This window comes from uncultured Roseicyclus sp. (genome assembly GCF_937892565.1).
Taxonomy (GTDB): Bacteria; Pseudomonadota; Alphaproteobacteria; order Rhodobacterales; family Rhodobacteraceae; genus Roseicyclus.
Genome location: NZ_CALAHQ010000034.1, coordinates 26,087 through 42,780, shown reverse-complemented (window position 1 = coordinate 42,780; position 16,694 = coordinate 26,087). Strand labels below are relative to the sequence as shown.

At 62.8% G+C, this 16,694-nt stretch carries 14 protein-coding genes; 8 read left to right on the top strand and 6 right to left on the bottom strand.

Annotation, left to right across the window (positions count from 1 at the left end; genetic code table 11):
• Nucleotides 1–6: 6 nt before the first annotated feature.
• The 6 genes from idi to Q0094_RS04775 form a co-directional block, all read right to left on the bottom strand.
• The gene (gene idi / locus Q0094_RS04800; RefSeq protein ID WP_297615797.1) at nt 7–528 is read right to left on the bottom strand and encodes an isopentenyl-diphosphate Delta-isomerase; all 522 of its coding nucleotides are present in this window, start codon (nt 526–528) and stop codon (nt 7–9) included.
• Nucleotides 525–1,706, bottom strand: a complete 1,182-nt coding sequence (locus tag Q0094_RS04795; protein ID WP_297615795.1) for a geranylgeranyl diphosphate reductase — start codon at nt 1,704–1,706, stop codon at nt 525–527. The genes idi and Q0094_RS04795 overlap by 4 nt, the downstream gene beginning before the upstream one ends.
• Nucleotides 1,707–1,708: 2 nt before the next feature.
• The gene (locus Q0094_RS04790) at nt 1,709–3,001 is read right to left on the bottom strand and encodes a BCD family MFS transporter (RefSeq protein WP_297615878.1); all 1,293 of its coding nucleotides are present in this window, start codon (nt 2,999–3,001) and stop codon (nt 1,709–1,711) included.
• Nucleotides 2,998–3,921 carry a chlorophyll synthase ChlG gene (chlG, locus tag Q0094_RS04785; protein ID WP_297615793.1) on the bottom strand — a complete coding sequence of 308 codons (924 nt, stop codon included), beginning with the start codon at nt 3,919–3,921 and terminating at the stop codon, nt 2,998–3,000. Before chlG ends, Q0094_RS04790 begins: the two co-directional genes overlap by 4 nt.
• A 107-nt stretch (nt 3,922–4,028) precedes the next feature.
• The gene (gene ppsR / locus Q0094_RS04780) at nt 4,029–5,486 is read right to left on the bottom strand and encodes a transcriptional regulator PpsR (RefSeq protein WP_297615791.1); all 1,458 of its coding nucleotides are present in this window, start codon (nt 5,484–5,486) and stop codon (nt 4,029–4,031) included.
• Nucleotides 5,487–5,490: 4 nt separating this feature from the next.
• Nucleotides 5,491–6,120 carry a B12-binding domain-containing protein gene (locus Q0094_RS04775; protein WP_297615876.1) on the bottom strand — a complete coding sequence of 210 codons (630 nt, stop codon included), beginning with the start codon at nt 6,118–6,120 and terminating at the stop codon, nt 5,491–5,493.
• Between Q0094_RS04775 and Q0094_RS04770 the strand changes: the two genes are divergently transcribed.
• The 8 genes from Q0094_RS04770 (at nt 6,073) to Q0094_RS04735 (ending at nt 16,690) form a co-directional block, all read left to right on the top strand.
• The gene (locus Q0094_RS04770; protein WP_297615888.1) at nt 6,073–6,387 is read left to right on the top strand and encodes a hypothetical protein; all 315 of its coding nucleotides are present in this window, start codon (nt 6,073–6,075) and stop codon (nt 6,385–6,387) included. The two genes, Q0094_RS04775 and Q0094_RS04770, sit on opposite strands and share 48 nt — an antisense overlap.
• A 243-nt stretch (nt 6,388–6,630) precedes the next feature.
• A complete protein-coding gene (bchF, locus tag Q0094_RS04765) occupies nt 6,631–7,116 on the top strand; it encodes a 2-vinyl bacteriochlorophyllide hydratase (RefSeq protein WP_297615789.1) in 486 nt (161 codons plus the stop codon).
• A complete protein-coding gene (locus tag Q0094_RS04760) occupies nt 7,113–8,399 on the top strand; it encodes a ferredoxin:protochlorophyllide reductase (ATP-dependent) subunit N (protein ID WP_297615787.1) in 1,287 nt (428 codons plus the stop codon). The genes bchF and Q0094_RS04760 overlap by 4 nt, the downstream gene beginning before the upstream one ends.
• A gap of 61 nt (nt 8,400–8,460) precedes the next feature.
• A complete protein-coding gene (gene bchB, locus Q0094_RS04755) occupies nt 8,461–10,038 on the top strand; it encodes a ferredoxin:protochlorophyllide reductase (ATP-dependent) subunit B (protein WP_297615785.1) in 1,578 nt (525 codons plus the stop codon).
• Entirely contained in the window at nt 10,028–13,597 is a 3,570-nt protein-coding gene (locus Q0094_RS04750) for a magnesium chelatase subunit H (RefSeq protein WP_297615783.1), read from the top strand. The genes bchB and Q0094_RS04750 overlap by 11 nt, the downstream gene beginning before the upstream one ends.
• 158 nt (nt 13,598–13,755) lie before the next feature.
• Nucleotides 13,756–14,574: a ferredoxin:protochlorophyllide reductase (ATP-dependent) iron-sulfur ATP-binding protein gene (gene bchL / locus Q0094_RS04745; protein WP_297615874.1), complete on the top strand. Its 819-nt coding sequence runs from the start codon at nt 13,756–13,758 to the stop codon at nt 14,572–14,574.
• A complete protein-coding gene (gene bchM, locus Q0094_RS04740; protein WP_297615781.1) occupies nt 14,574–15,266 on the top strand; it encodes a magnesium protoporphyrin IX methyltransferase in 693 nt (230 codons plus the stop codon). The genes bchL and bchM overlap by 1 nt, the downstream gene beginning before the upstream one ends.
• Complete coding sequence (locus Q0094_RS04735; RefSeq protein ID WP_297615779.1) at nt 15,263–16,690, top strand: PucC family protein; 1,428 nt, start codon at nt 15,263–15,265, stop codon at nt 16,688–16,690. The genes bchM and Q0094_RS04735 overlap by 4 nt, the downstream gene beginning before the upstream one ends.
• The last annotated feature ends 4 nt before the right edge of the window (nt 16,691–16,694 follow it).

Genomic DNA, 16,694 nt, shown 5'->3' with positions numbered 1-16,694 from the left:
CGCCGCTCAGGCGGTCTGAAAAATCACGCCTGCATGGTCGCGCAGATAGATTTGCAGCCAAGGGGTATAGCCCAAGGGCCTTACGGCTACTTCTTCCATAAGATCAGGAAGGGGCGTCCAGATCGTATCCATGACCTCGTCCGGGTTGGGCTGCGGCTCATGGCCATCGGCCAACTCGCCGACAAAGATATCCACCACCTCATGTTCGATCAGCCCGCCGCCCACATCGGCGCGGTATTCCACCGTGTCGCGAAACCGCAATGCGATGCCATCAAGGCCCAGCTCCTGCCCAAGCCGCCGCGTGGCGCAATCAAGGGCCGTTTCGCCCCAATGCGGATGGGTGCAGCAGGTGTTCGCCCAAAGCCCAGGGGTGTGGTATTTTCCCATGGCACGCCGTTGCAGCAGCACCTTGTCGCCCCGCATCAAAAAGACGGAAATCGCCTTGTGCCGAAGACCCTTTACATGGGCCTCCAGTTTTTCAACGGGTGTCAATGTACCGTTCACCCAGGCCGGGATCATGTCGGTCATATGTGCGTCGGCGCCACCAGCCCGGTCAGATGGGCAAGGTTCTTGATGCCGATCTTGATATGGGCAAGGGGGCGCGCCTTGACCAGTTCCTTGTTCATATAGGCCTCGAAGGTCAGGCGCTGCACATCGATGTCATGGCACAGCGATACAAAGCGCTCGCGACGTTCATCGGATTTGTAATAGGCATCCTGCATCGCGCCCAATACCTTGAAGACGGATTTATGGTCGCGCATGAACAGTTTGCGCGCAAGTTTCAGATCCTTGATCATGCCGGTCTGAAGTTTCGTCGCCGCCGCAATCGCGGCCACGCGCCCGCCGACCATGGCGTAATAGATGCCTTCGCCGCTGGAGGGTGCCACAACGCCCGCCGCGTCGCCTGCCAGAACCACGTCGCGGCCATTGTCCCATTCATCCAGTGGCTTCAGCGGGATAGGGGCGCCCTCTTTGCGGATCGTCTTGCAATCGGCCAGCCCACTGGCCGCGCGCAGATCGGCGGTGGCTTTCTTCAGATCGACCTCGCGCAGAAAGCTGCCCATCCCGATCGAGGCCGATTTGCCATGCGGAAACACCCAGCCGTAGAAATCGGGGCTGATGCGCCCGTCATAGATCACATCGCAGCGGTCGGGGTGGTAATCACCGCGCGGGCCGGGGGCTTCGACGATCTCGTGATAGGCGATCACATAGGGGATCTTGTCGCCATCCTTGATTTCGGTTCGCGCCACATTGGATCGCGCGCCATCGGCGCCGATGACCATCCGTGTGGTCAGCGCCCGATCCTCGCCGCTGGCCTTGTCGCGGTAATGCACATGGGTGCCGTCACGGTCGCGGGTGATTTTCGTATAGGTCCCGGTCAGCCGTTCGGCCCCGGCATAGGCGGCGCGCGCGCGCAGGAATTCATCGAAATCCTCGCGATCGACCATGCCGACAAAACCGTTCTCGATCGGGATGTCGACACGCCGCCCGGTGGGCGAGATCATGCGGGCCGTCGTGATCTTGGCCACAAGCTGATCTTCGGGGATCTGGAAATCCCGGATCAGGCGGGGTGGGATGGCACCGCCACAGGGCTTGATCCGCCCCGCGCGATCCAGCAACGCCACCCGGTGCCCCGATCGCGCCAGATCTTCGGCGGCGGTCGCACCCGAGGGGCCACCGCCCACAACAACGACATCGTAGATCATGATCATTCCCCCGGAACGGTCGCGCCGGTCTGCCGCGACATGGAAACCCCGCCCTCCATCACGCGCAGCGCCATAAGGGCTGCGGCCAGATAAAGAAGCGCTTCGAATGTGAACACGGCCCCAAAGGCCGATGCGTCATTGGTCACAAGCCGGGCCAGATCAGCCAAACCCGCCCCTGCCAGCCCGCCGAAACCCGCGGCAATCGCCTGTGCAGCCCCCCAAAGGCCCATCCGTGTGCCTTCGCGGGCGTGGCGCCCCTCACCGGCCAGTGCCATCATCGACCCGATGGCCGCGACCGCGAACATGCCGTTGAAAAAGCCAAGCCCGACCACAGCGGGCAACAGCGGCGCGCCCGGCCCGATGTGGCCCAGCGCCGAAATGCCGATCAGCGCCCCCGCCGATCCGATGCAGCCGATGATCACCCAGGCCCGCAACGTCAAAAGGCCCAAGGCGGTCCCCGCCACGCCGACGACCACCATGCCCAGAAACACGCCACCATTCTGGGCGCCGGAAAGTGTGGTGGATTGGCCGGGGGTAAAGCCAAAGACAAGCCCGGCATAGGGTTCAAGGATCAACTCCTGCATGAAATACGCGGTCATGCTGAGGAACACGAACAGCGTGAACATGCGCGCCTTTGGTTCGGCCCAGATCTCGCGCAGGCCTTGCAGAAACGGGGCGCTTGGGCCCTCGGGCTGCGCGACCACGCGCGCCTCGAGCTTCCAGACCGCAAGACAGGTTAGCGCAAGGGCGCCAGACGTCACCACGGCCACGACAGCCATCAGGCGCGCAGGCGTGTAGGGATCGATGAATTGTCCCGACACGCCAGCCGTCATGGCGATGCCGAAAATCATCATCAGCCATGTGATCGTTGCCGCCGCGGGTCTGCGCCGGGGCGCGGTCGCGGTTGCCAGCAGCGCCAGAAGCGACGTGCCCGATGCGCCGACGCCCATCCCGATCGCGGCATAGGCCAACACCGAAATGATCAGGCCCAGCATGGGCTGATCGGCCATCACCACAACGCCCCAAGCCGCCGACAATCCGCCCAGCGCCAGAATGGCCATGCCGCCGATGATCCAGCGCGTGCGCTTTCCGCCGGTATCGGATCTATAGCCCCATTGGGGTCGGGTGATCTGGATGCCGTAATGCAGCGCCACCAGCGCCCCGGGCAAGACCGCAGGAAGCGCAAGCTCGACCACCATCAGGCGGTTCAGGGTCGATGTGGTCAGCACGACGATGGCGCCGAGCGCCATCTGCACAAGCCCAAGGCGCATGATCTGGAGCCAAGACAGGGTCACGGCCATGCCTCCATACTGCGGATGGCAAAGGCGGTGACCATCATGCCCGACACGTAGAGCGTGACACCCACGCCGTTATACCACGGCGCGCGGCCCTTGGGATCGCGCAGCAAGACCTGCATCGCGTAGGCTTGCGCAATCAACGATGCCGCGATGGCCAGCCCGTGAAGGGGGCGGTCCCAAACGAAGAATAGCAGCAAGAACACGATCGCTTGCGGCACGGCCATCACGATGCAGGCCAGCCTGGCCGCACGTTCGGGGCCCAGCGTCACGGGCAGCGAATTCACCCCCATCTGCCGATCGCCTTCCAGCGCCTTGAAGTCGTTGAGCGTCATGATCCCATGCGCGCCGATGCCGTAAAGCAGCGCAACAATGATCACCGGCCAGCTTGGCGCGCCCATCGACAAGACGGCGGCCCCGGTGAACCATGGCAAGCTTTCGTAAGACAGCCCCACCAGCCCCGGCCCCCACCAGCCCGAGCGCTTGAGCCGGACAGGTTCCGCGGAATAGGCCCAGGCGGCTGCGATGGCGACCAGCGTCGCACCAAAGCCCCACGGCCCCAGTGCCAGACCGATCAGCGCGGCGGCCACCGACATGGCGATGGCGATCCACAAGCCCCAACGTCCCGGAATCCGCCCCGACGGGATCGGGCGGTGGGGTTCGTTGATCGCATCCACATGCCGGTCGCACCAGTCATTCGCGGCCTGGCTCATGCCACAGACGATCGGCCCTGCAAGGACAACGCCCAACACCAGCATCAGCCAATGACCCGTTGGCGCCACACCGGCCGAAACCGCCCCGCACAGATAGGCCCACATCGGCGGAAACCATGTGATCGGCTTGAGCAACGTCAACACCGCCCGAGGTTCGGGCAATGATCGCGCAGCAGAGACAGGGGTGAGGTCGGTCGTTACACTCATAAGTGTAAACATAGCCTGACAGTTTACGAGTCGGCAAGTGTAAAGGCTAGCTTACGACATGCGGAAACGCCCCCGAAAGGGGCACGATCACTCGGTCGTGGAAAGGATCAATCCGCCGCGCTGCGGTCGCTTTTGCTCAAAAGCCCGTATTTGCGCAGCTTCACATAGAGCGATTGCCGCGACAGGCCCAGCATCTCGGCCGCGGCAACACGGTTGTTGTCGGTCAGCTCGACCGCGGTTTCGATGCACATCTTTTCGACCACATCGGTGGTTGCTGCCACGATATCCTTGAGCGGGGCCGAACCGACCAGATCCATCACATTGCGCATGGCATCGTCCGACACCGGGCCGGGTCCGGGCAAGGCCGCGGATGGTTCGCGCACCACCTCCATCCGCGAGGTGTCGCGGATCACGAAGGCAAAGCCGCTTTGGCCCGCCGTGCTCAAATGGGTCGCTGAAAGCTCTACCGACAATTGGGAGCCATAAGCCCCCTCCAGCCGCGTGGCATACATGCGCATCTTGCCGGATCGGGCGGCGTTATCGGTCAGCACCTTGAGGTCGACGCTTCCGCGCGACAAGAACTCGCCAAGCGATTTGCCCTTCACATCGGTCAGTGACCCCGAATCCGTCAGGTTCAGAAAGGCGTCATTGGCCGAACGGATCGTGCCATGGGCATCGGTGATGACGATGGCATCGGGGCCTTCGCGGTAAAGCTGCGCCAGCGTCTTCGACAATTCGACCGCCACCGTTTCCACGGTCTTTGCGGATTCGACCCGACACAGCAGCGATTTATCGCCAGCCGCGCGGAACACGATGGGATGCAGCACGACATCCAGCTTGCCGCGCCGCGTCTTGGCCATGACCGAGCTGCCCGCCTCGTCGCTGGCGGCATGAACCAGACTTTCGATGAATTCGCCGCGGCGGCGGCCTTCGAATTCCTGGGTAAAGGCGCTTCCGGTCAGCGCCTCGGTTTCCGTGCCCAACATCCGGGCAGCGGCGGAATTCAGATCGACGATCCGCCCCGATGATACATCCACCAGAACCATCGCATCGCGCACCGCTTCCATGATCACGCGGTAGCGCGTTTCATAATCGCGGTGGGTCTCGTAGTCCTTTTCCAGCGCAAGCTGTGCCTTGACCAGACGGTGCTGCAATTCGGCGATGGGGCGCAGATCACGACCCAGCATCAAGATGATGTCGGGGTTGCTGGTCTTGTGCACGGTGTAGCGGATCGGGAATTCCCAATTCGCATTGTCGAAATGGTTCACCTCGATCGCGTCGACGGCGGTTTTCTTGCCATGGCGATGCGCGTCAAGCTGTGCTTCCAGCTTGGACAGGCTGTCTTCGGCCATGAAGTCGCGGATGTCGCGGTCTTTCCAATGGTCCAGACGCCCAATCGTGGGGTTCAGCGGGTTGACGATGACGGATTTGACCGTGCCCCCGGTATCGAGAACAAGCGCAAGATCGGCGGCTGTGGTAACGATCTCGTTGAACTGCTCCGGCCCGATGGTCGGGGCCGACGGCTGATCCCAGAAATCCGATCCGCGCGAGTTCATACGATCCATATCCCTAAAGCCGATCCATGCGTGCGCCGGCGGCGTCTACCAGTTCTTGTGGCGATGCCGTAGCCACCACCGGATCCAGACCGCACCGCCGCAGGGCCGATCCTGCATCCCGGGCGGTATGATCCGCTCCTGTCAAGGTAAGCGTGTCATACTCTTTGTCGAGGATGGCACCGCCGATAACCACCGGTGTCACGCGTGTCACGGTGAGGCGTATCATGTCCACCAATTCTCTTGCTGACGCAATTGTTCTGCGCCCTGATACCGTGATGCCGACCATGCTGTAGCGCCGCTTGTGCACCATCTCGGCAACCTCGCGCGGAGATCGATCAATCGCCATGTCCACCTGATAACCGCGGCGGCGCAGCTGATCGGCCAGCACAAAGGCGCCCAGCGTGTGATCTTCCCCCCGCGGGATAATCAACAAGAGGGCCGGCGCCGCGACATGCCGATGATGCCGGCTGGGGTCGTGCCACCCCAGAACGCGCACGGCTTCTTGCAGGCGTGCCGCCCCGATGGTCACATGGGCAAAGCTGATCTCGTCGGCAAACCAGCGATCCCCCATCATGGCCGCTGCCGCGGGCACGATATGGTCGATGATCTCGTGTGTCGTAACGCCATCCTGGCGCAAGCGCATCACCATGTCGTGGCGCTCATCTTCATCAAGCGACAAGAAGGCATCGCACAACTGCCCAAGGCGTTGTGTGATGCCATCGGCCCGGCCCGGACGGTCCGCGGCCAGAACGGCAATCGCGCGCCGCGCCAGCCGGGCGATTTCCGCGGCCTCAATGGCTTGCCGGCTTGCCGGTGTGCTGTGCTGTTCGTTGGTCATGTGATCTCACCGCTTGCGCCGCCGCCTACGTCGTTATGTCGTCTCGCGTCGGTCGGGCAGCAGATGAATTGACCAGATTGTCGCGCATTCGGCTTATCGTGTCAAAGTAAATTGACACGACATCAAAAACAACCGCCCCAGCGCTGGGCCCTCAGGCAAGTTTTCCCTGAAAAAGCAATATTTTCAGGAGGCTTCGCCGTGTTTCCTCAACACCCGGCTGCAAGCAAATTGGACGCTCAAGGTGTAAGTTTTAATTGACACTCTGCCGCTGGCAAGGCTAACTTTTAAGCACTGTCCAAAGGAATCGACACGCGAATGCCGACCGGAACACTGACATCGGTACCGTCACGCCAGCTTTACACCTCCGAAGAACGGGCGCGGCGGGACAGCACGATCTGGACGACCGTGCAGGGCGTGCTGGCGCCGCTGCAATTCGTGGTGTTCCTTGTTTCCTTGGGTCTTGTGCTGCGGTTCTTGATGACCGGCACGGGATATGACGCAGCAACAGCTTCGATCATCCTCAAGACCGTGGTCCTGTTGACGATCATGGTAACAGGCGCGATCTGGGAAAAGGTGGTGTTTGGCCAATACCTGTTCGCGCACGCGTTTTTCTGGGAAGACGTCGTCAGCTTTCTCGTGATCGCGTTGCATCTGGCCTATGTCTGGGCGCTGATTGCGGGGTGGTCGCATGCCGATCAGATGTGGATCGCCTTGGCCGCCTACACCGCCTATGTGCTCAACGCTGCCCAGTTCATCTGGAAACTGCGCATGGCGCGGCTGGATGCGGAGGGGCGGTCATGAACCAACCCGCCAATGTCCTTGCCGCCACAAGCTGCCGCGACACGCCAATCCTGAAGGAGCGCGGCCAGCGCGAGGTGTTTTGCGGCCTGACCGGCATCATCTGGCTGCATCGCAAGATGCAGGATGCGTTTTTCCTTGTCGTCGGTTCGCGCACCTGTGCGCATCTGCTGCAATCGGCGGCAGGCGTGATGATCTTTGCCGAACCGCGCTTTGGCACCGCCATTCTGGAAGAAACCGATCTGGCGGGTTTGGCCGACGCCAATGAAGAGCTTGACCGCGAGGTCGGTCGCCTGTTGTCGCGCCGTCCGGATATCAAACAACTGTTTCTGGTCGGTTCCTGCCCGTCCGAGGTCATCAAGCTTGATCTGGCGCGCGCGGCACAGCGGCTGACCAAATTGCATGCGCCCCATGTGCGGGTGCTCAACTATTCCGGCAGTGGCATTGAGACGACCTTTACCCAGGGTGAAGATGCCTGTCTCGCCTCGATGGTTCCCGTCCTCCCCGGGACCGAGGACCGCGAGCTTTTGCTCGTGGGTGCGCTGCCGGATGTTGTCGAAGATCAGGCGGTCAGCCTTTTGGGCAAGATGGGTATCGGGCCCATCCGCGTGTTGCCAGCGCCACGGTCGGCGCAGGCACCCGGCGTCGGGCCGAACACCGTCTTTGCCTGCCTTCAGCCGTTCCTGGGCGATACCGCCGCCGCGCTGGAACGCCGTGGCGCGCGCATGATCGAGGCGCCCTTTCCCTTCGGGGAAGAAGGCACAACCCTTTGGCTGCGCGCCATCGCCAATGAGTTCGGCGTGGATGACGCGACCTTTGAAGCTGTGACCGCCGCGCCCCGTGCCCGTGCCCGCACGGCGATTGCCAATGCCTCTGAACATCTGCGGGGCAAAACGGTGTTTTTCATGCCCGACAGCCAGCTTGAAATTCCGCTGGCCCGCTTTTTGACCCGCGAATGCGGAATGGAGGCGATCGAGATCGGCCAACCCTTCATCCACAAGGGGCTTGTCGGCCCTGATCTGGATCTGATCCCGGCCGGTCCCACGATTTCCGAGGGGCAGGATGTGGACCGCCAGCTTGATCGTGTGCGCGCCGCGCGCCCCGATTTGACGGTTTGCGGCCTTGGCCTTGCCAACCCGCTCGAGGCCGAGGGGCTGACGACCAAATGGGCCATCGAACTGGTCTTTACGCCCGTCCATTTCTACGATCAGGCGGGCGATCTGGCGGGGTTGTTCAGCCGCCCGCTGCGCCGCCGCGCGCTTCTCAAGCTGGAGGCCGCCGAGTGACCCGCGCCCTTCATCTTTCGCCAAATACGCCGGGGTCCGGGGCAGCGCCCCGGGTGTTGCCATGAAGCTGACCGTCTGGACATATGAAGGCCCGCCGCATGTCGGCGCCATGCGCGTCGCAACCGCGATGAAGGGTCTGCATTACGTCTTGCATGCGCCGCAGGGCGACACCTATGCCGATCTCCTGTTCACCATGATCGAACGGCGGGGCCAGCGCCCGCCCGTCAGCTACACCACCTTTGAAGGCCGCGATCTGGGTTCCGATACCGCCGGCATCTTCAAAAAGACCTGCCAGGATGCCTTTGACCGCTTTCAGCCGCAGGCGTTGATCGTCGGCGCGTCCTGCACGGCCGAGCTGATCCAGGACGATCCGGGTGGTCTGGCCGAAACGATGGGCCTGCCTGTTCCCGTGATTGCGCTGGAATTGCCAAGCTACCAGCGCAAGGAAAACTTTGGCACCGACGAGACATTCTACCAACTGGTCAAGGCACTGGCCAAGCCCGTGGATCGCACCCCCGAGATCACCGCCAATCTGATCGGCCCGCTGGCGCTGGGTTTTCGCCATCGTGACGACATCGAAGAGGTCAAGGGTCTGCTGTATGACATGGGGATCGGCATCAATGTCGTGGCCCCGTTCGATGCCACGCCCCATGACCTGACCCGGCTGGGTGCCGCGCATGTCAATATTCTGATGTATCCCGAGCATGCCGAAACGGCTGCCCGCCACATGGAACGGGCCTTGGGCATTCCCTACACCAAGACCGTGCCCATCGGGGTGGGTGCAACGCATGATTTCGTGGCCGAAGTGGCGCGGCTTTGCGGCGTTGCGCCGAAAAAGGATCTTGGCCGCCTTCGCCAGCCCTGGTGGTCGCGATCGGTTGACAGCACCTATCTGACCGGCAAGCGCGTCTTCTTGTTCGGGGATGCCACCCATGTGATGGCCGCCGCCCGCATCGCACGCGATGAGATGGGCTTTGAGGTGGTAGGCCTTGGGTGCTACAACCGCGAATTTGCCCGGCCGATGCGTGCCCTTGGCAAGGATCTCGGGCTTGAGGCGCTGATCAGCGATGATTACCTCGAGGTCGAAAAGGCCATCGAAGAGGCCGCGCCCGAGATGATCCTGGGCACCCAGATGGAGCGCCACATCGGCAAGCGTCTGGGCATCCCCTGCGCGGTGATCTCGGCGCCCGTCCATGTTCAGGATTTCCCCGCCCGCTATTCCCCGCAGATGGGCTGGGAAGGTGCGAATGTGATCTTTGACACCTGGATCCATCCGTTGGTGATGGGGCTGGAGGAGCATCTGCTGTCGATGTTCCGCGAGGATTTCGAATTTCACGATGCGGCCGGCGCCAGCCACCATGGCGGCCACGCCCCGAAACCGATGGAGGGGGGCCAGCCCCCCGCTGCTGCGCAGCCCCCCCGGAGTATTTCGGAAGCAAAGATAGACGAAGAGATGCCTGTGACAACTGGCGCCGATGTCATGATCTGGCTGGTCGATGCCGAACGCGAATTGAAGAAGATCCCCTTTTTCGTGCGCGGCAAGGCGCGCCGCAACACCGAGAAATTCGCCGCCGAGCGCGGCGTGACGCAGATCAGCATCGACACGCTCTATGAGGCAAAGGCCCATTATGCGCGGTGATGGTGATCATATTCCCGGCTACCGGGTCGTCATCGTCACGCTCGACAGCCATGCGGCGGGTCCGGCGGCGCGGGTCAGCGAACGGCTGTCGGGTGCGTTTCCGGGGTTGAACGTCAGCGTGCATGCCGCCGCCGAATGGGCCGAAAACCCCGCCGCCCTGCAAGAGGCGCGCATCGCCGTGCGTCATGGCGATATCATCATTGCGAACCTGTTGTTCATCGAGGAACACATCACCGCGATCTTGCCCGATCTGATGGCGCGGCGCGGGTCTTGTGATGCGATGATCGGCATGATTTCGGCGCGCGAGGTCGTCCAGCTGACGCGCATGGGCGATCTGGACATGATGAAGCCCGCGACCGGGCCCATGAAGCTGTTGAAAAAGCTGCGCGGATCGAAAGAGCCCTCGGCAAATTCCGGCGAAAAGCAGATGAAGCTTTTGCGCCGCCTGCCCAAGATCCTGAAGTTCATTCCCGGCAAGGCGCAGGATCTGCGCGCGTGGTTCTTGACCATGCAGTATTGGCTGGGCGGATCCGACGACAATGTCGAACAGATGATCCGCTTTCTGATCGGCAGCTATGCCAGCGATCGCGCCTTCAAGGGCGCGCGCGCGGCGGCACCCATCGATTACCCCGAGGTGGGTCTGTATCACCCCGATCTGCCGGGCCATCGGATCACCACCAGGCTCGCAGACCTGCCACAGCCCGCAAACCCGGTGGCCACCGTGGGTCTGATGATGATGCGCAGCTATGTGCTGGCATCCGACACCGCGCATTATGATGGTGTGATCCGCAAGATGCAGGCGGCCGGGTTGGCCGTTGTGCCCGCTTTTGCCGGTGGGCTGGACGGGCGGCCCGCGCTCGAGGCGTATTTCGCGGGCGGCAAGATCGACGCCATGGTGTCACTGACCGGGTTCAGCCTGATCGGTGGACCGGCCTATAATGACAGCGCGGCGGCGGTGGCGGTTCTGAAAGATCTGGATGTGCCTTATATCGCGGCGCATGCGATCGAGTTTCAGACGCTTGGTCAGTGGTCGTCATCGGGTGGCGGGCTTGGTCCGGTGGAAACCACCATGCTGGTCGCCCTGCCCGAGATTGATGGCGCGACCAACCCCACCGTGTTCGGCGGGCGGCATGGTGTCGATGGTTGTCAGGGCTGCGCGCTGGCCTGCAAAAGCCAATCGGGCACCAAGGCGATGGCGCCCTGCCCCGAGCGGATCGACAGCCTTGTCGAAAAGACCCGGCGGCTGGCGGTTTTGCGGCGCAAACGCAATGCCGAGAAAAAGGTGGCGATCGTGCTGTTCGGCTTTCCGCCCAATGCGGGCGCGGTCGGCACGGCGGCCTATCTGAGCGTGTTCGAAAGCCTGTTCAACACGCTGACGCGGATGAAGGCCGATGGCTACGCGGTCGAGGTTCCGGCGTCGGTGGATGATCTGCGCGGCGCGATCTTGCAAGGCAATGCCAAGCAGTATGGCCAGGAGGCGAACGTCGCCGCCCATGTCGATGCCGATACCATCGTGCGCCATACCCTTCATTTGACGGAAATCGAGGCGGTCTGGGGCCCTGCGCCGGGAAAGATACAGTCCGACGGGCGCGGCGTGTTCATTCTGGGCCGGCACTTTGGCAATGTCTTTGTGGGGGTGCAGCCGACATTCGGTTACGAGGGCGACCCGATGCGCTTGTTGTTCGAGCGCGGCTTTGCACCGACCCATGCCTTTGCTCAATTCTACCTGTGGCTGCGCAACAGCTATTCTGCCGATGTCGTGCTGCATTTCGGAATGCATGGCGCGCTGGAATTCATGCCGGGCAAACAGGCCGGGCTTGGCGCGCGCGATTGGCCGGACCGGCTGATCGGTGAGCTGCCGAATGTGTATCTTTACGCCTCCAACAACCCGTCCGAGGCGACGCTGGCCAAGCGACGCTCGAATGCGGTGACGATCACGCATTTGACGCCGCCGCTGGCCTCAGCGGGGCTTTACAAGGGCTTGCTGGATTTGAAAGACAGCCTGACGCGGTGGCGCGCGCTGGCCCCCGATGCCCATGAGCGTGCTGAACTGGCCGCGCTGATCGACACACAGGCCGATGCTGTCGATCTGACCGAGCGTAACCCAGACCGGCTGTGGCTGACGCTGCTTGAAACCGAAGACGCGCTGATCACCGATGGCTTGCATGTCGTGGGCCGCCCGATGACCGAGGCCGCGTTGCACGACCATTTGCGTGTGATGGCCGAAACCGACCCGGACACTCGGGCGCGGGTCGAAAAGCTGTTGCGCCAGGAGACAGAGTTGACCGGGCTGATGCGGGCGCTGTCGGCGCGCTACATCGAACCCGTGCCGGGTGGCGATCTGATCCGCAGCCCGCAGGTTCTGCCGACCGGGCGCAACATCCACGCGTTCGATCCGTTTCGCATGCCCACCGCTTTCGCGTTGCATGATGGCGCGAAACAGGCCCAGCGCCTGATCGAGGCGGCAGGGGAATTTCCCCGGTCGGTCGCCCTTGTCTTGTGGGGGTCCGACAACATCAAGTCCGATGGCGGCCCGATCGCACAGGCCTTGGCGCTGATGGGCGCGCGCCCCCGCTTTGATGGCTATGGGCGGCTGTGTGGCGCCGATCTGATCGCGCTGGCCGAACTGGGCCGGCCGCGCATCGATGTGGTGATGACGCTTTCGGGGATTTTCCGCGATCTTCTGCCGCTTCAGACCCGCATGCTGGCCGAAGCGGCCCATAAGGCGGCCATTGCGGATGAACCGCTTCATATGAACTTTGTCCGCGCGCATGCGCTGGATTACGCCGACAAGATGGGCGTTGGCATGGAAGAGGCAAGCTTGCGCGTCTTTTCCAATGCCGAAGGCGCCTATGGCTCGAATGTCAATCAACTGGTCGACAGCGGCGCCTGGGGCGAAGAGGATGAACTGGCCGATGCCTATCAGGCGCGGAAATCCTTTGCCTATGGTCTGGATGGCAAGGCCCGCAAGAATGCGGGGCTTTTGCAGGCGGCGTTGAAAGATGTCGATCTGGCCTATCAGAACCTTGAATCGGTCGAATTGGGCGTCACGACGGTCGATCATTACTTCGATACGCTGGGCGGCATTTCACGGGCGGTCAAACGCGCCAAGGGTGGTCAGGAAGCCCCGGTTTTCATCGGCGACCAGACCCGCGGCGAGGGCAAGGTGCGCACGCTCAAGGATCAGGTCGCGCTGGAAACCCGGGCGCGCAGCTTGAACCCGAAGTGGTTCGAGGGGCTGCTCAAACATGGCCATGAGGGCGTGCGCATGATCGAGGCACAGGTGACCAACACGCTGGGTTGGTCGGCCACAACCGGTCAGGTCGATCCTTGGGTCTATCAACGCCTGTCCGAGACATTCGTGCTGGACGAAGAGATGCGCCGCCGGATGGCCGCGTTGAACCCACAAGCCTCGGTTCGCATGGCCAACCGCCTGCTCGAGGCATCCGAACGGAACTACTGGCACCCCGATGAGGCCACATTGGCCGCGCTTCAGGCTGGCGCGGATGAGCTGGAAGACAGGCTTGAGGGTCTGACCCCCGGCGTGGCCGCTGAATAGGAAGGACGACACCCATGCTGGACGAAAGATCACCCCCCGCCGCCCGCGCCAATGCCCGCGAGGCAGAAGGTCTGGCCCGGCGCGATCTGGGCGCCCCCCCGGTCTTGCGCAAGGGCGAGGATGGCGAGGGATCGCTTCAGGTCCATCTCGACCCCGAGATGAAGATCGAAGGCGCACAGGTCTTTGCCGTCTATGGCAAGGGCGGGATCGGCAAATCGACGACCAGTTCCAACTTGTCGGCGGCCTTTTCCAAGCTGGGCAAGAAGGTGTTGCAGATCGGTTGCGACCCCAAGCACGACAGCACATTCACGCTGACCGGGCATTTGCAGCCTACAGTGATCGATATCCTCAAGGATGTGGATTTCCACGCCGAGGAATTGCGCCCCGAGGATTTCGTCACCACCGGCTACAACGGCGTGATGTGCATCGAGGCAGGCGGCCCGCCCGCCGGCACCGGCTGCGGTGGCTATGTCGTGGGCCAGACGGTCAAGCTCCTGAAGCAGCATCACCTGCTGGAAGACACCGATGTGGTGATCTTTGACGTGCTGGGCGATGTGGTCTGTGGCGGGTTTGCGGCCCCGCTTCAGCACGCCGACCGTGCGGTGATCGTGACGGCCAATGATTTCGACAGCATCTATGCCATGAACCGCATCATCGCCGCGGTGCAGGCAAAGTCGAAGAACTACAATGTGCGCCTTGCGGGCTGTGTTGCCAACAGGTCCAAGGCGACCGATGAGGTTGACCGCTACTGCGCCGAGGTGGGTTTCAAGCGCATCGCGCATATGCCCGATGTGGATGCGATCCGGCGGTCGCGCTTGAAGAAAAAGACCCTGTTCGAGATGCCCGATGACGAGGATATCGTGCAGTGCCGCGCCGAATACATCCGCTTGGCCCAGACACTGTTGGCTGGCACCGATCCCTTGTCGCCCGCCCCGCTGGAAGATCGGCACATCTTTGAATTGCTGGGGTTCGATTGATGGTGGCAACGCCGACATACGGGCGCACGCGCGACCGGGTCGAAGAATATTTCGACCGCACCGCCACCCGCACATGGGAGCGTCTGACCTCGGACGCGCCGGTGTCGGGCATTCGCCAGACCGTGCGCGAAGGCCGTGACCGGATGCGGGCGATCATGTTGGGGCAATTGCCCGATGATCTGACCGGCAAGCGCGTGCTGGATGCCGGTTGTGGCACGGGTGCCATGACCGAGGAACTGGCGCGGCGCGGCGCCGATGTGGTGGCCATCGACATTTCGCCCGCCTTGGTCGCGATCGCGGCCAAGCGCCTGCCGGTGGCTTTGGCGCCCCGTGTCACCTTTACCTCGGGTGACATGCTGGCCGAGGGGTTGGGCCAATTCGATCACGTCATCGCGATGGACAGCATGATCTATTACGAGGCCCCCGATCTGGGCCGCGCGCTGGCCCATCTTTGCCCCCGCATCGGCACATCGGTCGTGTTCACCGTGGCGCCGCGCACGCCGTTCCTGATGGCGTTCTGGAGCTTGGGCAAGCTGTTCCCGCGGTCTGACCGCTCACCCACCATGATCCCCCATGATCCCCGCCGCCTGTCGCAAGAGGCGACCCGCCACGGCGCAAAAGGGTCGATCGCCGAAATCGAACGCGTTGCCCGCGGTTTCTACATCTCGACATGTCTGGAGTATCGGGCATGAGCGTGCTCAAGCGCATATCGATCCGGTATCTGCCCTTTGCGGATGCGGCTTCGGACGATCTGCCGCTTGGGCAATTGCTGCGCCTGTCGCTGTTTCAGGTTTCGGTCGGCATGGCGGCCGTGCTTTTGCTGGGCACGCTCAACCGCGTGATGATCGTGGAGTTGAAGGTGTCGGCCTTTCTGGTTGCCGCCATGGTCGCGCTGCCGGTTCTGATCGCGCCGTTCCGCGCGCTGTTGGGCTTCAAATCCGACACTTACAAATCCGCCATCGGCTGGAAGCGTATTCCCTATCTGTGGTTTGGCACGCTGTGGCAGTTTGGCGGTCTTGCCATCATGCCTGCCGCCCTTTTGGTCTTGGGCGGCGATGTCACACAGGTGCACCATGACATCCCCTTTGCCGGTGAGGTGCTGGCGGCGCTGGCCTTTCTGATGACGGGTCTGGGCATGCACATGACCCAGACCGCGGGTCTGGCGCTGGCCGCCGACCGCGCGACCGATGACACAAGGCCACGGGTGGTGGCGCTTTTGTATGTCATGCTGCTGGTCGGCATGGCGGTGTCGTCGCTTGTGATCGGCTACCTGCTCAAGGAATTCACCGCGCTGGAACTGATCGGTGTGGTTCAGGGCGCGGCGGTTGTGACCGTGATCCTGAACGTGATCGCATTGTGGAAACAGGAACGCGTGCGCCCGATGAGCCGCGCCGAACGCGACGCCCCAAGCCCCAGTTTCCGCGATGCATGGGCCGATTACGCCGCCGGCGGCACCGCGGGGCGGCTTTTGGTGGTGGTGTTTCTGGGCACCATCGCCTTCAACATGCAAGATGTGCTGCTCGAGCCCTATGGCGGCGAGATTTTGGGCCTGAGCGTGTCATCCACCACCCTTTTGACGGCCAGTTGGGCGGCCGGCGCGCTGGCAGGTTTTGCCTTGGCTGCGAAATGGCTGGGGGCTGGCATCAATCCCTACCGCATGGGTGCGCGCGGGATTCTGGCCGGGCTTGCGGCGTTTTCCGCTGTCATCTTTGCCGATCCCATGGGCTCGCCCGAGATGTTCTTTTTTGGTGCTTGCCTGATCGGCTTTGGTGGCGGCCTGTTCGCCGTCGCGACCTTGACCGCGGCAATGACCATGCCCGCGGGTCGCGCGGGGCGTGGTCTTGCGCTGGGCGCATGGGGGGCGGCACAGGCTACGGCCGCGGGCCTGTCCATCGCCATCGGTGGCGGTATCCGCGATCTGGTCAATTCCGCCGCGACGCAGGGCCATCTGGGCGTCGCGCTGAACGACCCGGCCACCGGCTATTCGGTGGTCTACCACATCGAGATCCTTCTGCTTTTCGTGACGCTGGTGGCCCTTGGGCCGCTGGTGCGCACTGCAACACCCTACAGGAACGGGGGGGCCGGGAAGTTCGGGCTCGCCGACCTGCCCACCTGAGACC

Coding starts and splice junctions, on each gene's coding strand:
- idi (WP_297615797.1), bottom strand. CDS start 528: ATGACCGACATGATCCCGGCCTGGGTGAACGGTACATTGACACCCGTT.
- Q0094_RS04795 (WP_297615795.1), bottom strand. CDS start 1,706: ATGATCTACGATGTCGTTGTTGTGGGCGGTGGCCCCTCGGGTGCGACC.
- chlG (WP_297615793.1), bottom strand. CDS start 3,921: ATGAGTGTAACGACCGACCTCACCCCTGTCTCTGCTGCGCGATCATTG.
- ppsR (WP_297615791.1), bottom strand. CDS start 5,486: ATGGATCGTATGAACTCGCGCGGATCGGATTTCTGGGATCAGCCGTCG.
- Q0094_RS04770 (WP_297615888.1), top strand. CDS start 6,073: ATGGTCGATGATCTCGTGTGTCGTAACGCCATCCTGGCGCAAGCGCAT.
- Q0094_RS04775 (WP_297615876.1), bottom strand. CDS start 6,120: ATGCGCTTGCGCCAGGATGGCGTTACGACACACGAGATCATCGACCAT.
- bchF (WP_297615789.1), top strand. CDS start 6,631: ATGCCGACCGGAACACTGACATCGGTACCGTCACGCCAGCTTTACACC.
- Q0094_RS04760 (WP_297615787.1), top strand. CDS start 7,113: ATGAACCAACCCGCCAATGTCCTTGCCGCCACAAGCTGCCGCGACACG.
- bchB (WP_297615785.1), top strand. CDS start 8,461: ATGAAGCTGACCGTCTGGACATATGAAGGCCCGCCGCATGTCGGCGCC.
- Q0094_RS04750 (WP_297615783.1), top strand. CDS start 10,028: ATGCGCGGTGATGGTGATCATATTCCCGGCTACCGGGTCGTCATCGTC.
- bchL (WP_297615874.1), top strand. CDS start 13,756: ATGAAGATCGAAGGCGCACAGGTCTTTGCCGTCTATGGCAAGGGCGGG.
- bchM (WP_297615781.1), top strand. CDS start 14,574: ATGGTGGCAACGCCGACATACGGGCGCACGCGCGACCGGGTCGAAGAA.
- Q0094_RS04735 (WP_297615779.1), top strand. CDS start 15,263: ATGAGCGTGCTCAAGCGCATATCGATCCGGTATCTGCCCTTTGCGGAT.